Annotated in this window: 15 protein-coding genes; 6 read left to right on the top strand and 9 right to left on the bottom strand. The window is 71.0% G+C overall.

The window, feature by feature from the left end; genetic code table 11:
* The first annotated feature begins 1 nt into the window (after position 1).
* Positions 2–352 carry a YciI family protein gene (locus tag ACWGQ1_RS01160; protein ID WP_452312197.1) on the top strand — a complete coding sequence of 117 codons (351 nt, stop codon included), beginning with the start codon at positions 2–4 and terminating at the stop codon, positions 350–352.
* A gap of 69 nt (positions 353–421) precedes the next feature.
* Here ACWGQ1_RS01160 and ACWGQ1_RS01155 read toward each other — a convergent pair whose 3' ends face one another.
* Positions 422–1,060: a TetR/AcrR family transcriptional regulator C-terminal domain-containing protein gene (locus ACWGQ1_RS01155; RefSeq protein WP_452312196.1), complete on the bottom strand. Its 639-nt coding sequence runs from the start codon at positions 1,058–1,060 to the stop codon at positions 422–424.
* A gap of 99 nt (positions 1,061–1,159) precedes the next feature.
* On the opposite strand from ACWGQ1_RS01155, the gene ACWGQ1_RS01150 reads away from it, so the two are divergent.
* Positions 1,160–1,702: a dihydrofolate reductase family protein gene (locus ACWGQ1_RS01150; protein ID WP_452312195.1), complete on the top strand. Its 543-nt coding sequence runs from the start codon at positions 1,160–1,162 to the stop codon at positions 1,700–1,702.
* A 109-nt stretch (positions 1,703–1,811) separates the two neighbouring features.
* Positions 1,812–2,564, top strand: coding sequence for an SDR family NAD(P)-dependent oxidoreductase (locus ACWGQ1_RS01145; protein ID WP_206251995.1), 753 nt, complete (start codon positions 1,812–1,814; stop codon positions 2,562–2,564).
* A gap of 170 nt (positions 2,565–2,734) precedes the next feature.
* On the opposite strand, the gene ACWGQ1_RS01140 is transcribed toward ACWGQ1_RS01145, so the two are convergent.
* Entirely contained in the window at positions 2,735–3,061 is a 327-nt protein-coding gene (locus ACWGQ1_RS01140; RefSeq protein WP_136032939.1) for a DUF7882 family protein, read from the bottom strand.
* Between the two features lie 67 nt (positions 3,062–3,128).
* The gene (locus ACWGQ1_RS01135) at positions 3,129–3,575 is read right to left on the bottom strand and encodes a MarR family winged helix-turn-helix transcriptional regulator (RefSeq protein WP_136032937.1); all 447 of its coding nucleotides are present in this window, start codon (positions 3,573–3,575) and stop codon (positions 3,129–3,131) included.
* A 128-nt stretch (positions 3,576–3,703) separates the two neighbouring features.
* Here ACWGQ1_RS01135 and ACWGQ1_RS01130 point away from each other — a divergent pair, with 128 nt between their 5' ends.
* Positions 3,704–3,940 (top strand): hypothetical protein, encoded by a 237-nt coding sequence (locus ACWGQ1_RS01130; protein WP_136032935.1) that lies wholly within the window; start codon positions 3,704–3,706, stop codon positions 3,938–3,940.
* Complete coding sequence (locus ACWGQ1_RS01125) at positions 3,937–4,482, top strand: MarR family transcriptional regulator (protein WP_452312194.1); 546 nt, start codon at positions 3,937–3,939, stop codon at positions 4,480–4,482. The genes ACWGQ1_RS01130 and ACWGQ1_RS01125 overlap by 4 nt, the downstream gene beginning before the upstream one ends.
* On the opposite strand, the gene ACWGQ1_RS01120 is transcribed toward ACWGQ1_RS01125, so the two are convergent.
* From ACWGQ1_RS01120 to ACWGQ1_RS01110, 3 genes are all read right to left on the bottom strand, one after another.
* On the bottom strand, positions 4,479–4,796 hold the full coding sequence (locus tag ACWGQ1_RS01120) for an ArsR/SmtB family transcription factor (protein WP_168442859.1): 318 nt from the start codon (positions 4,794–4,796) through the stop codon (positions 4,479–4,481). The genes ACWGQ1_RS01125 and ACWGQ1_RS01120 overlap by 4 nt on opposite strands.
* Complete coding sequence (locus ACWGQ1_RS01115; RefSeq protein ID WP_240744617.1) at positions 4,793–5,266, bottom strand: SRPBCC domain-containing protein; 474 nt, start codon at positions 5,264–5,266, stop codon at positions 4,793–4,795. Before ACWGQ1_RS01115 ends, ACWGQ1_RS01120 begins: the two co-directional genes overlap by 4 nt.
* Before the next feature lie 102 nt (positions 5,267–5,368).
* A complete protein-coding gene (locus tag ACWGQ1_RS01110) occupies positions 5,369–6,580 on the bottom strand; it encodes an MFS transporter (protein ID WP_247982849.1) in 1,212 nt (403 codons plus the stop codon).
* 155 nt (positions 6,581–6,735) lie between these two features.
* Between ACWGQ1_RS01110 and ACWGQ1_RS01105 the strand changes: the two genes are divergently transcribed.
* Positions 6,736–8,331 (top strand): DUF2867 domain-containing protein, encoded by a 1,596-nt coding sequence (locus ACWGQ1_RS01105; protein WP_452312193.1) that lies wholly within the window; start codon positions 6,736–6,738, stop codon positions 8,329–8,331.
* Between the two features lie 78 nt (positions 8,332–8,409).
* Here ACWGQ1_RS01105 and ACWGQ1_RS01100 read toward each other — a convergent pair whose 3' ends face one another.
* From ACWGQ1_RS01100 to ACWGQ1_RS01090, 3 genes are all read right to left on the bottom strand, one after another.
* Positions 8,410–10,380, bottom strand: a complete 1,971-nt coding sequence (locus ACWGQ1_RS01100) for a BCCT family transporter (RefSeq protein ID WP_240744665.1) — start codon at positions 10,378–10,380, stop codon at positions 8,410–8,412.
* Between the two features lie 82 nt (positions 10,381–10,462).
* A complete protein-coding gene (locus ACWGQ1_RS01095) occupies positions 10,463–12,142 on the bottom strand; it encodes an ABC1 kinase family protein (RefSeq protein ID WP_136034432.1) in 1,680 nt (559 codons plus the stop codon).
* Positions 12,143–12,187: 45 nt separating this feature from the next.
* Positions 12,188–12,820 carry a helix-turn-helix transcriptional regulator gene (locus ACWGQ1_RS01090; RefSeq protein WP_452312192.1) on the bottom strand — a complete coding sequence of 211 codons (633 nt, stop codon included), beginning with the start codon at positions 12,818–12,820 and terminating at the stop codon, positions 12,188–12,190.
* Between the last annotated feature and the right edge of the window lie 40 nt (positions 12,821–12,860).

Raw genomic sequence — 12,860 nt, 5'->3', positions numbered from 1 at the left:
CGTGCCCCGGTTCGCGGTCCTGATCTACGCCGGCGACTCCCGACACGCCCCCACGGCGACCCCGGAGGAGCTGCAGGAGTGCGACGAGCACTTCGACTCCCTGGTCGCGTCCGGCCGCATGCGGGCCGCGTACGCGCTGACCCCTCGGTCGATGGCGCGCACGCTGCGGGCGGACGGCCCGACCGACGGGCCCTACGGGTCGGGGGACGTCATCGCCGGGTTCTACATCCTGGATGCCGCCGACATCGACGAGGCCATCCATCTCGCTCGGAAGGACCCGTCGTTGCTGTCCGGCGGGGGCGTCGAGGTGCGTCCGGTGCACAGCGGCGGTCCCGTCACGCCCCCGGCGTGATCTCCGTTCACGGGGGTCCCCCTCCCTTCCCGAGCGACGCCAGGGCGACCGGGGCGAGGAGCGGGGCGATCACTCAGCCGCCGCGGGCCGCGCCGCGTGGCGCGCGGCGATCGTACGCGCGGCCTCCTCGACGACCCGTCGCTGCTCGGCGCCCGTGATCGACCAGGTGCCGTGCACGAGGCGCGGCCAGAAGACCTCGGAGGCGATCATCCCGAGGAACTGCGCCGAGGTGCGGTCCGGTTCGGGGATGTCCGCTGTGCCCGCCGCGTGCGATGCCCGAAGGAAGCGCCCCAGCGCCTCCAGCACGGGGAGCGTGCCGAAGTCGAACGTCCGCTCCCGCACCTCGGGGAACTTCGGCGACTCGGCGATGACGGTCCGCATCAGGTCGACCATCTGCGCACGGGTCACCAGTTCCGCGTAGGCGTGCCCGAGCGCCACGAGCCCCTCCTCGAAGTCGTCCGTCGACACCTCCACGGGGTCTGGGTCGCGCGCTCCTCCGGCCGCGAGCACCGCCGTCTCGAACAGCGCCGCCTTGGTCGGGAACTGCTTGAACAGCGTGGCGGTGGAGACCCCTGCTCGCTCGGCGACGCGAGCCAGCGACGTGCGGTCATATCCGGATTCGAGGAACAGCGGTGTCGCGGCGGCGAGGATCGCCTCCCGGTTCGTCGCCGCCAGCGCTCGGTGATAGGAGGAGTCGCCGCGAGTCATGCCTCCAGTATCCCATAGTGGTGAGCGCATTGACTTCCCTCTCCACTCCACGTACGGTTTGAGGCAAGTCACTCAACTCATCTCTTCGAAGGAGCACTCATGGCCACGGTGATCGTCCATGCCACCGTCACACTCGACGGATTCCTCGCCGATGCGGACGGCGGTGTCGACTGGATGTTCGGTCGACCATCCGCCCCCGAAGACGACACCGTCGTCGAGCGCGTCACGAGCCGCATCGGAGCCATCGTCGGCGGCGCGAACAGGACGCAGACGATCGACGACGGAGAGATCCCCTACGGCGGCATGCTCCGAGTGCCGGTCTTCCTCATGACGCACCACCCCCACGAGCCGATCGAGCGCGACGGCATCACCTACACGTTCGTCGTGGACGACATCGCCGAGGCCGTCGAGCGCGCCTCGCAGGCCGCCGGCGACGGGTGGGTGAGCCTGCTCGGCGGAAGCATCTCGCGCCAGTGCCTTCGCCTCGGGCTGGTCGACGAGCTCCATCTCGACGTGGCACCGGTACTGCTCGGCGACGGCATCTCCCTGTTCGCGGGCCTCGGGCAGCGCATCGAGCTGGAGAGGCTGGAGACGTCGGCGTTCGCGAGCGAGGCTCATCTGCGCTACCGCATCCTCCGCTGACTTCCATTCAGGTGAATCCACCTCCGATATTCCGGCGTAGGCTGGAGGGAAGGACGGACCGTCCGAGAAGATCTCCCGGCACCGCGCCCGCCCGGAAGAGGAGTCTCTCGTGGCTCAGTACGACGTCTCGAACCGCTCGGCGATCGTGACGGGAGCAGGCAGCGGCATCGGCCGCTCGGTCGCGCTGCTGCTGGCGCAGAACGGCGCGTCGGTGGTCGTGAACGACCTGAACGCGGAGCACGCGCAGGCCGTGGTCGACGAGATCCGCGCCGCGGGCGGCACCGCCGAGGCCTCGGTCGGCGACGCGACCGACCCCGCCTGGATCGCCTCGTCGGTCGAGCTCGCGAACTCCCTCGCGCCCCTGCGCATCGGCGTCAACAACGCCGGCATCGGCGGCGCCACCGCCCCGACGGCCGACTACGAGGAGGACGCGTGGGACAAGGTCATCGCGATCAACCTCAACGCCGTGTTCCGCAACATGAAGGCGCAGATCCCGTCGATCCTCGCGAACGGCGGCGGCTCGGTCGTGAACATCGCCTCGATCCTCGGCAGCGTCGGCTTCGCGGGATCGCCCGCCTACGTCACGGCCAAGCACGGCGTGGTCGGCATGACCAAGACGGCCGCACTGGAGTACTCGGCGCAGGGCGTGCGCGTGAACTCGGTCGGCCCCGGCTTCATCGACACCCCGCTGCTGGCGAACATGGGAGACGAAGCGAAGGAGTTCCTCGTGTCGAAGCACCCGATCGGTCGGCTCGGGCAGGCCGACGAGGTCGCGAACCTCGTGGTGTTCCTCGCGAGCGACGCCGCGAGCTTCATCACCGGCAGCTACCACCTGGTCGACGGCGGCTACACCGCCCTGTGACAGACGGAGCGGCATCCGGCGGCCGGGAACCCGAATCCCAGGCGGCCGGATGCCGCTCGATGGCGAGGCGGAGCCCCCGCTCCGTTCTCGCCGAGGCCATCACCGCACGTGGTCCGAGAGCCCTTCGAGAGGACCACGACGGCGGTGAGGCTGGCTTGCATCCTCCGTTTTCAGGCGGTCATCGCGTGCAGCTCACGCGACGCCAGCTCGAGCGACAGCTCGGAGTCGGTGAGGTCGAGGCCTCCGGTGGAGCTCGCGGCCTGCATCAGGCGCGCCAGGAGCGGTCGGTGCAGCTCGACCGTGGAGTCGAGGGCGAAGCGCACCGGGATGGACGCGTGCATCCACAGCGTCTCCGACTGTCCGTCTCCCGTGGGCACGGTGAGAGCGAACGGCTCGTTGCGGCGGAGCTTGGTGACGGTTGCGGCTCGGAGATGCGCGAGCACCTCGTCGTCGATCTCGATCGGAGCGGTGGCATTCGCGTACGTCAGGGTTCCCATGATCTCTCCTCGTGCAGAAAGCTGGACGAGGATAGTTTACTAGTTTAACTAGTTAAATCAAGTCGGGTCAGGGGAGGTCGCCGAGCTCGTCGGTCAGGCGCCGCAGGAACCGCGAGATCGCAGCCGCCTCCTGCTCGGTGAACTCGTCGGCGAGCGCCGCCACCCGCACCGACAGCTCGTCGCCCTGCGAATGGAGGTCGCGCAGGGAGGGACGCAGCACCTTGGACCGGGCATCCAGCGGATGCGGCGCGACCACGATCTGCCCGCGCTCCGACAGGCGGCGGATCACGCTCGTCACCGCCGCGGTGCTGATGCCGAGGAAGCCGGCGAGGTCGCGGGGGGTGAGGGGACGCTCGGCCGGCGCGGTGCCGATGAAGTGCATCGCGGCCCGGTCGGTGTCGTTGGGCTCGCGGCGGGCGGCGAGGCGGCGGTTGAGCTGGGCGTCGGCGCGACGGAAGTCGTCCACATCGCGCGCGAGCGACGACGTCGCCACATCCGTGCTGGTCTTCCCCATGCCGAGTACTCCTTCCCCGCAGCCCATGGTACCTCGACAGTCTGACAACGAGGCAGACTAGCGATTATTCCGCGCGATCGGGCACTTCCGGGATGCGATGATGGAGACATCGCCCCCGAAAGGATGCCATGCCCGAGCGATTCAGTCTCGAGGAGGCGTCGTACATCAGCTACGCCGATCTGCTCGAACGCCTGGAGGAGCGCTTCCCCTCCGTCACGCGACGCCGGATCGAGCAGATCATCGGCGCCGAGACCGACGCCATCACGGGTGGCCTCCTGCGCATCGTCCCGGCCGAGGTCGAGACGGGCGCGATGGAGATGCTCGAGCGGGAGGCCGGGTCGAGCGACGAGGGGGAGGTCGCGTGACCGACAGCAGAGGCGAGTTCCACGCCTCCGGATACTGGTACCCCGAGAGCGACACCGCCTCCACCGTCGACGTGCTGAACATGCTGCGCCGCTACCGCAGCGCCGAGACCGCCATGCGCGCCCGCACCCGCGCCTCGATGGGCATGAACGAGACCGACCTCGTGGCCCTGCGCTTCCTGCTCCGCGAACAGCAGGCCGGGCGCATCGTGCGACCGATCGACATCGCCCGGATGCTCGACATCTCCACGGCATCGACCACCACGCTGATCGACCGCCTGGAGCGCGGAGGTCACGCGCGCCGCGAGCCGCATCCGACCGACCGTCGCGCGGGCATCGTCGTCCCCACCGTCAGCAGCGATGAAGAGGTGCGCGCGACGCTCGGCGCCATGCACCGCCGGATGCTGAGCCTCGTCGATGAGCTGTCCGACGCCGAACGCGGCACCGTGATGCGCTTCCTGGTCGGCATGACGGCCGCGATCGAAGAGGCTGCGGAGGCCGACGGGGAGCATGGCGACGCCGAGGCCGCGAAGGAGATGGCCTAGAGCCCTTCCGCGATCTGCTTGATCGCGGCGAGGCGTCGGTCCCACTCGCGGCCGATCGCGTCCAGCGCGGTGGCGGTGGCCGACAGCTCGGCGCCGATCACGCGGAACCGCACCTCGCGGCCCACGCGCACCGGCTCGACCAGCCCGACTTCCTGCAGCACGCCGAGGTGCTTCGCGATGGCCTGCCGCGAGACGGGCAGCCGCCCGGCGAGGGCGGACGCGGAGGCGTCGCCCTCACCGAGCGCGGTCAGGATGCTCCACCGCGTCTCGTCGGCGAGGGCCGAGAGCACGGGCAGAAGGGTCGGCGCCGTCACGTGCGGTCCTCGACCAGTGCGACGAGCTTGTCGAGCTCGAGCTCCCAGCCGGTGCGGTGCGACTCCAGGTTCGCGCGCGGGTCGGACGTGCGGTCGAACCCGCTCTCCACGACCGTGAGCTGCGTGCCGCCGTCGACCTCGTCGAGCGTGAAGGTGAAGACGGTGGAGGTCGCCTCGTCGATCCGCTCGGGCAGGCTGCCGAGCGCGTCGTCGTTGTTCCACCGGTAGGTGATGCGGCGCGGGGCGTCGAACTCCTCCACGCGCAGCGGGATCACGTCGTAGTCGGGGAACGTCATCGTCCCGGTCGCGCCCACCCCGGAGCCCGCGAGCTCCGTGCGACCGAACCAGCGCGACACGTGCTCCGGCTCGGCCACCGCCTGCCAGACCTTGCCGATGGGGGCGTCGATGCGGATGGTCCGACGGACGGAGAAGGCTTCCTCGTCGACCACCGCTGCGTCACTGCGAGTCATGTCCACCATGATGGTTCCTTTCTCGGGTCGGCGTCGGAATGACGACGACTGCAACTCTAGCGTTGCACAGCGCTCTCTCTCTTGCAACCCTTGTATTGCAGATCAGTCGCGCGGTCGCCGCCCGTCGAGGAAGCCCGACAGCAGCACCGCGACCAGGGCCGCCGCCGGGGCGACGATCAGACCGGCCGCCAGGCTCTGCGTCTCCGCGAGATATCCCACGAACGGCGGCGACAGCAGGAAGCCCAGGCGCAGCAGCCATGACACGAGCGTCAGCCCCACCCCCGGACGCAGTCCCGGCAGCTCGTCGGCCGCGTGCATGGCGGCCGGGATGAGCGTGGCGATCCCGAACCCCACGGCGGCGAACCCCAGGATCGTGCCGGGAACGCTCGGGAAGGCGAGCGCGAGCGTCATCCCGACCGCCGCGATCAGGCCACCGACCGCCGCCACCGCGCGCTGCCCGAACCGATCGGTCAGGGGGTCGCCCAGCAGCCGCCCGATGAACTGCGCACCGACGAGGGCGATGAAGCCGAGCGGGGCGATCGCGGCGGCAGCCCCCAGCGAGTCGCCCAGGTACAGCGTGGCCCACGAGTTGCCCGCATCCTCCGCGACCGCACCCGCCATCGCGATGAGGGTCAGCGCCACGATCGCGACGATCGTCCGCGGCGGCACACCTCGGCGCACCTGCCCCGCCAGCTCGCCCGGCTCGGCCGCGGCCTCCTCCGCGTCGTCGTCGCGACCAGGGAGGCAGAAGCCCAGCGCCACGAGCGCGACCGCGGCGAACAGCGCCGTCGAGATCCCCAGGTGCACGGCGAGCGGCAGGTGCAGCGCGATCGCCCCGGCGGCCATGACCCCGCCCAGCACGGCACCGATCGACCAGATCGCGTGGAAGCCGTTGATGATCGAGCGGCCGTAGCGCTTCTGCACGCGGAGGCCGTGCGCGTTCTGGGCGACATCGGTGATCGCGTCGGAGGCTCCGCCCAGCAGCAGCGCCAGGGCGAACAGCACTCCCGACGGCGCGAGGGCGGCCGACAGCAGCCCGAGGCTCGTGAGCACCGTGCCGATCACGGCGACGCGGGCCGAGCCGAACCGCCGGATCAGGACGGCCGCGAGCAGCCCTGCCGCGATGGCTCCCGCGGGGAAGGCCGCGATCGCGACGCCGTAGCCGAGGTTGTCCAGGCCGAGGGCCGACTTGATCTCCGGGTAGCGCGGGAGGATGTTCGCGAACAGGGCGCCGTTGGTGAGGAACAGCGCCGAGACGGCGATCCTGGCGCGGCGCGTCTGCCGGTCGGGCCGCGTGCGTCGAATCGATTCGATAGAAGTCACGAGTACGACCGTACCCCGTCGGGCGCCCCCTCGGCGACTGCCCCCGATCGAGGCCGCGAGCGAGGCCGCGAGCCGGACGGCTATCCGCGCACCGCGACCGCCGCAAGCCCGTTCCGATCGTCCGCTCCCCCGCCTACGCTCGGACCATGAGCGAGCTCACCCAGCCCACCGGGCGCGAAGAGATGCTGCGCGCCGTCCCCCGCGCCGACGGTTCCGCTCCCCGCGCCCTCGTCCTCGGCGCCACCGGCTACATCGGCGGCCGCCTCACACCCCGCCTGCTCAACGCCGGCTACCGCGTGCGGGTGCTCGCCCGAGACGCCGCGCGCGCCGCGTCGTTCACCTGGGGGGACGACTGCGAGATCGTCGAGGGATCCGCCGACGACGCCGACGCCGTCGCCCGCGCGATGGACGACGTGGACGTCGTGTACTACCTGATCCACTCGATGTCCGCGGGCAAGGGCTTCGAGGAGAGCGACGAGCGGGCCGCGCACACGGTCGCCCGCGCCGCCGCCGCGGCGGGAGTGCGGCGCATCGTCTACCTCGGCGGACTGCACCCCGACGACGTGACGCTCTCCCCCCACCTGCGCTCCCGGGTGCGCGTCGGCGAGACCCTGCTCGACTCCGGCGTACCGACCCTCGTGCTCCAGGCCGGGGTCGTGATCGGCTCCGGCTCCGCATCCTTCGAGATGATCCGCCACCTCACCGACGTGCTGCCCTACATGCCCGCGCCGAAGTGGGTGCGCAACCGCATCCAGCCGATCTCCGTGCGCGACGTGCTGCACTACCTGCTCGGTGCCGCCCGCCTCGACCCCGATGTGAACCGCGCGGTCGACATCGGCGGCCCCGACGTGCTGCGCTACGGACAGATGATGAACGGCTACGCGGTCGAGGCGGGGCTCCGTCAGCGTGCGATCGCCGCGCTGCCCGTGCTCACGCCCGAGCTGGCCTCGCACTGGGTGAACCTCGTGACGCCGGTGCCGCGATCGATCGCCCGACCGCTCGTGGCATCCCTGCAGAACGAGTGCATCATGAAGGACCACGCGATCGACGAGCTGATCCCTCGGCCGGACGGCGGCCTCACCCCGTACCGCCGCGCCGTCGCGCTCGCCCTCGGCCGCGTCGACGCCGACGCCATCGAGACCAGCTGGCAGGATGCGGAGGTGTCCGGCGCGCCCAGCGACCCGCTGCCGAGCGACCCCGACTGGGCCGGACGCACCGTGTTCACCGACGCCCGCTCGGTGCGCACGCATGCCTCCGTCGCGGAGCTGTGGCGCGTGATCCTGGGCATCGGCGGCGAGAACGGCTGGTACTCCTCGCCGCTGCTGTGGGCCGTGCGTGGCTGGATGGACCGCGTGGTGGGCGGCGTCGGTCTGCGCCGCGGCCGCCGCAGCCGCACCGCCGCTCGGGTGGGCGATGCGATCGACTTCTGGCGCGTCGAGGCCGTGGAGCAGACCGACGCCGGGCACCTGCTGCGGCTGCGCGCCGAGATGAAGGTGCCGGGGGAGGCGTGGCTCGAGCTGCGGGCGGTGCCAGACGGCGCGGGTGCGCGGTATGAGCAGCGGGCGATCTTCTTCCCGCGCGGCCTCACCGGACGGCTGTACTGGCTGGCCGTGCTGCCGTTCCACGGCCTGATCTTCTCGGGCATGGCCGCCCGCATCACCGCCGCCGCAGAGACCCCGGCGGACGCAGAGACCCCGGCGGACGCGGAGACCCCGGCGGACGCGCCGCATCAGGCGTCCTGAGCCACGGCCGCCTTCACCCGCGCGGTCGCCTGAGCCGAGGGACCCGGGTGCCGTCGCGCGCCCGGGCCCTCCGCGGCGTCAGCGGACGGGCGGACCCTCGGCCCCGGGCTGCGCGGCCTCGTCGGGCTGATCCAGGGTCTCGTCCATCGCGGCGTCCACTGCGGCTTCGACGTCGGCCGGCGGGACGATATCGATCGCCTCGGTCGCCGCCTCGTACACCTCGGCGAGGGTGTCGTCGACCGTGTCCTCGTCGATCCACGCCAGGTCGTCCTCCGAGTGGTCGTACTCGACGGGCACGAGCGCGAAGTCGTCGCCGTACTCCTCCAGTCCGGCCATCACGCTGTGCCGCACGGCGGCGCGGGCGTAGCGGTCGCGCAGGATCATCGGGTCGCGCCGCAGATCCTTCATGAACGCGATCATCATGAACGCCATGATGATGGCGAACGGCAGGGCCGCGATGATCGTCGCGTTCTGCAGCGACTGCAGGCCGCTGCCCTCCGCGCCGCTCACGAGCAGCACCGCGGCGATCACGCCGACCAGCACACCCCAGACCACCGCGACCCAGCGCGACGGCTCTGGGCGCCCCTGCTGGGAGAGCGTGCCCATCACGAGCGAGGCGGAGTCGGCGCCGGTGATGAAGAAGATCGCGATGAGCAGGATGAGCACGATGCTCGTGACGAGGGGGAACGGCAGGTTCTCCAGCACGCCGAACAGCACCTCCTCGGGCGGGTCGACCACGAGCCCGGCGCCGTTCATCTGCTGCTGGATCGCGGTAGTGCCGAAGATCGCGAACCACACGAGCGAGATCGCCGACGGCACGACGATGACCACCGACACGAACTGGCGCAGCGTGCGCCCGCGCGAGATCTTCGCGATGAACATGCCGACGAAGGGCGACCACGAGATCCACCACGCCCAGTAGAAGATCGTCCAGCTCGACAGGAACGCCTCCGCGGCCTCACCCTGCGAGGCCGAGCGGCCGATCATGGTCGGCAGGTCGCCGAGGAACTGCACCGCGACCGACGGGATGACGTTCAGGATGAGCAGCGTCGGCCCGACGAAGAACACGAAGAACGCCAGCAGGATCGCGACGACCGCGTTGATGTTCGACAGCGCGCGGATGCCCTTCGAGACCCCGGAGACGGCCGACGCGATGAAGCACGCCGTCAGCACGGCGATGACGGCGATCAGGATGCCGTTGCCGAGCGGGCCGATGCCGCTCACCAGCTCGACGCCGTGGCCGATCTGGAGCGCACCGAGCCCGAGAGACGCGGCCGTGCCGAACAGCGTCACGATGATGGAGAAGATGTCGATCGTGCGGCCGACCGGGCCCGTGGTGCGGTGCTCGCCGAGCAGCGGCGCGAAGATCGACGAGATCAGCGGGGTGCGACCGCGGCGGTAGGCGCCGTAGGCGATGGCCCCGCCGACGAGCGCATAGAACGCCCAGGCCTGCGGGCCCCAGTGGTAGAGCACCTGCGTCTGCGCGGTGTGCATGGCCTCGAGCGTGTTCGCCTCGACCGTTCCGGGTGGCGGGTTCTCGAAGAACGTCAGCGGCTCCGCGGCGCCCCAGAACACCAGCCCGATGCCCATGCCGGCCGCAAAGAGCATCGAGATCCACGAGAACATCGAGAACTCGGGCTCCTCGTCGTCACGACCCAGCGGGATGCGCCCGTAGCGGCTGAAGCCGACGAACAGCATGAACACGAGGATGATCGTCGCGATCGTGGTGAAGAAGAAGCCGAAGTACTCCACGACCCACGCGAGCACGGTGCTGGTCGTGCCGGCGAGGTTGTCGCCCGCGAACACGCCCCACGCGATGAACCCGAGGGCGAACGCCGCCGCCACACCGAACACGAGCGGGTCGGTGCGGTAGGTGCGACCGGTCTCCTCGACCGAGACGCCCGGCACGAGCGCGGGGTGCACGCTGCGCGGCGGAACCGTGGTGATGTCGCGCACGATCTTGCGCGCGGCCTCTCCCGCGGTGCGGTGGGTGCCGGTGGGGGTCTGCGGACCGTCGGAGGGGGAATGCTTCTCGACCGGGTTGTCCATGAGAACCCATCCTCCCATGCGGGCCGCCTCGGCCCGGGCTGCCTCCGCCGGAGCCGCCGCGTTCTCCTGCGGCCGGGCGGGTCTAGCGGCCGCGGCGCCCCGCGAAGAGCGCCCCGAGCAGAGGCAGCACGGAGACGCACAGCAGCGTGATCCCGAGCGGGGGCACCGGGGCGACCAGCAGCGCGCCGCCCACGAGCATCGCGGCGAACAGCACCCCGGAGGCGATGCGGCGCGCGATGCCCTCCAGCCGATCGAGGCGCCGCTCCAGTCGCGAGGTGTCGAACGACACGGTGCCGTCGTCGATGCGGGTGATGATGCGGTCGATGCGCCCAGGGAGGCGCCACGTGGTCGCGGCGTTCTCCATCGCCTGCTGGGCCATGTCCTGCATCAGGTTGCCGGACTCGTCGCGCAGCAGCCGAGCGGCGTAGGGCTCCGCCGCGTCCCACACGTTGAACGCGGGGTCGAGGCCGCTGCACATGCCCGAGGTGAGCGACACCGCCCGGATCAGCAGCAGCAGGTCTTCCGGCAGCTGGAGCGGGAGGCGGCGCACCATGTCGCCGAACTCGTCTGCGAAGTCGGTGAACTCGCGCGGGTCGACGCGGCTCAGCTCCGCGAAGCCCATGCCGCCGAAGCGGGCGAACAGTGCCGTCAGGGCGCGCTCGAGCTCGGCGGTGTCGGCGGTGGGCAGCAGCACGCCGATCTCCTTCGCGGCGGCCACGAGTCCGCGACTGTCGCGCGCGGTGACCGCGATCAGGAGCATCCGCAGCCCCTCGCGGAGGTTGTCGGGGACCTCGGCCATCATGCCGAAGTCGATGAACGTCAGACGGAAGCCCCCGTCCGTGGGAACCGGGGTGACGAAGATGTTGCCGGGATGCGGGTCGGCGTGCACGAAGCGATGCGTGAACACCTGGTCGAACATGACCTCGGCGAACGCGTCGGCGACGGCCCGCGGTTCGATGCCGGCCGCCCGCAGCGCCTCGGTGTCGTTGATCTTGATGGCGGTCACGTCAGACAGCGTCAGCACGCGGCGGGTCGTGCGCTCCCACACGATCTCGGGCGCCGCGACCCGCGGGTCGTCGGCGAAGTTCTCGCGGAACCGCTCGGCGCTGCGGGCCTCGTGCAGGTAGTCGATCTCCTCCAGGCTCGTGACGGCGAACTCCTCCACGAGGGCGGGCGCGTCCACCCGGTCGGCGACGATCCGCACCCGCGTGAGCCAGCGGGCGACCCGGCGGAGGGCGGCGAGGTCGACCGCGACGATCTCGTCGATGCCGGGGCGTTGCACCTTGACCACGACCTCGTCGAGCCCGGTGTCCTCCGCGTCGAGGGCCGAGAGCCGCGCGCGATGCACCTGACCGAGCGAGGCCGCGGCGACCGGGGTGTCGTCGAACCAGGCGTAGGCGCGCTCCAGGGGGATGCCGAGCTCGGCCTCCGCGAGCGCCCGGATCTGCGGGGTGGGCACCGCGGGCACCTCGTCCTGCAGTCCCTCCAGCTCCTTCGTGATCTCGGGCGGGAGCACGTCGAGGCGCGACGACATGAACTGCCCGACCTTGATCATGAGTCCGCCGAGCTCGACCGCGAGGGTGTGGAAACGCCGGGCGAAGCGCTGCATCCGGCGCGGGCGGGTGCGCTCCGCGACTGAGCCGAGCCCGAAGCGCGGAAGCACCAGCTCGAACCACCAGATCTTCACGAACTCGCGGCTCGCGAACGACAGGATGCGGCGGTACCTGGCGCGATGGACGCCCTGGGCTACCGCTTCCGTCATCGCGTCATCCTTCCGCCGTTCCGCGCCGGATGCCGCACGACGCGGTCAGTCCTGGGCAAGGATCGTGTACAGCCTACGGCGGGCGTCGTCGAGCACCTCGATCGCCTGCTGCACCTGCTCCGCCGAACCGCTGCGACCAACCTGCGCGGCCGCGGCGGCCAGGTCGACGCCGGCCTTGGGCAGCGCGCTGTAGCGGGGGTCGCGTCCGCGGTCCTTGTCGGAGGTGGACACCCACGGCGCCGGGGTCTCGGTGGTCTCGTCGGCGACGGCACGACCGGCCTCGGTGAGCGCATAGGTCTTGCGGCCGTTCTGCTCCTCCGCCTCGATCAGCCCTTCGTCGGCGAGCAGCTGGAGCGTGGGGTACACGGAACCGGCGCTGGGCTTCCAGGTGCCGCCGCTGCGCTCGGCGATCTCGTTGATGATCTGGTAGCCGTGCATGGGGCGCTCGGCGAGGAGCGTGAGCACGGCGGTGCGGACGTCGCCGCGCGCCATGCGGGAGCCGCCGGACGGGCGCGAGTCGAACGACTTGCGGAGCTGGTCCATCGCCTCGAAGAGCGCGCCGGCCGGACCGTGGGGTCCGCCGAAGAGGTTGCCGAGGCCGGACGCGAAGTCACCGCCACCGCTGCCGCCGGTGTTCCCGGTTCCGCCGAACGGGTTGGAGGGGAATGCGTTGCTCATGATGACCTCCCAGTCGTGAACGATAGTTAACGATATATCG

Source organism: Microbacterium sp. NPDC055599, assembly GCF_053618975.1.
The sequence above is the reverse complement of the archived record's forward strand: the minus strand, read 5'-3'. Positions and strand labels throughout refer to the sequence as shown.

Coding starts and splice junctions, on each gene's coding strand:
- ACWGQ1_RS01155 (WP_452312196.1), bottom strand. CDS start 1,060: ATGACTCGCGGCGACTCCTCCTATCACCGAGCGCTGGCGGCGACGAAC.
- ACWGQ1_RS01150 (WP_452312195.1), top strand. CDS start 1,160: ATGGCCACGGTGATCGTCCATGCCACCGTCACACTCGACGGATTCCTC.
- ACWGQ1_RS01140 (WP_136032939.1), bottom strand. CDS start 3,061: ATGGGAACCCTGACGTACGCGAATGCCACCGCTCCGATCGAGATCGAC.
- ACWGQ1_RS01135 (WP_136032937.1), bottom strand. CDS start 3,575: ATGGGGAAGACCAGCACGGATGTGGCGACGTCGTCGCTCGCGCGCGAT.
- ACWGQ1_RS01130 (WP_136032935.1), top strand. CDS start 3,704: ATGCCCGAGCGATTCAGTCTCGAGGAGGCGTCGTACATCAGCTACGCC.
- ACWGQ1_RS01115 (WP_240744617.1), bottom strand. CDS start 5,266: ATGACTCGCAGTGACGCAGCGGTGGTCGACGAGGAAGCCTTCTCCGTC.
- ACWGQ1_RS01105 (WP_452312193.1), top strand. CDS start 6,736: ATGAGCGAGCTCACCCAGCCCACCGGGCGCGAAGAGATGCTGCGCGCC.
- ACWGQ1_RS01100 (WP_240744665.1), bottom strand. CDS start 10,380: ATGGACAACCCGGTCGAGAAGCATTCCCCCTCCGACGGTCCGCAGACC.
- ACWGQ1_RS01095 (WP_136034432.1), bottom strand. CDS start 12,142: ATGACGGAAGCGGTAGCCCAGGGCGTCCATCGCGCCAGGTACCGCCGC.
- ACWGQ1_RS01090 (WP_452312192.1), bottom strand. CDS start 12,820: ATGAGCAACGCATTCCCCTCCAACCCGTTCGGCGGAACCGGGAACACC.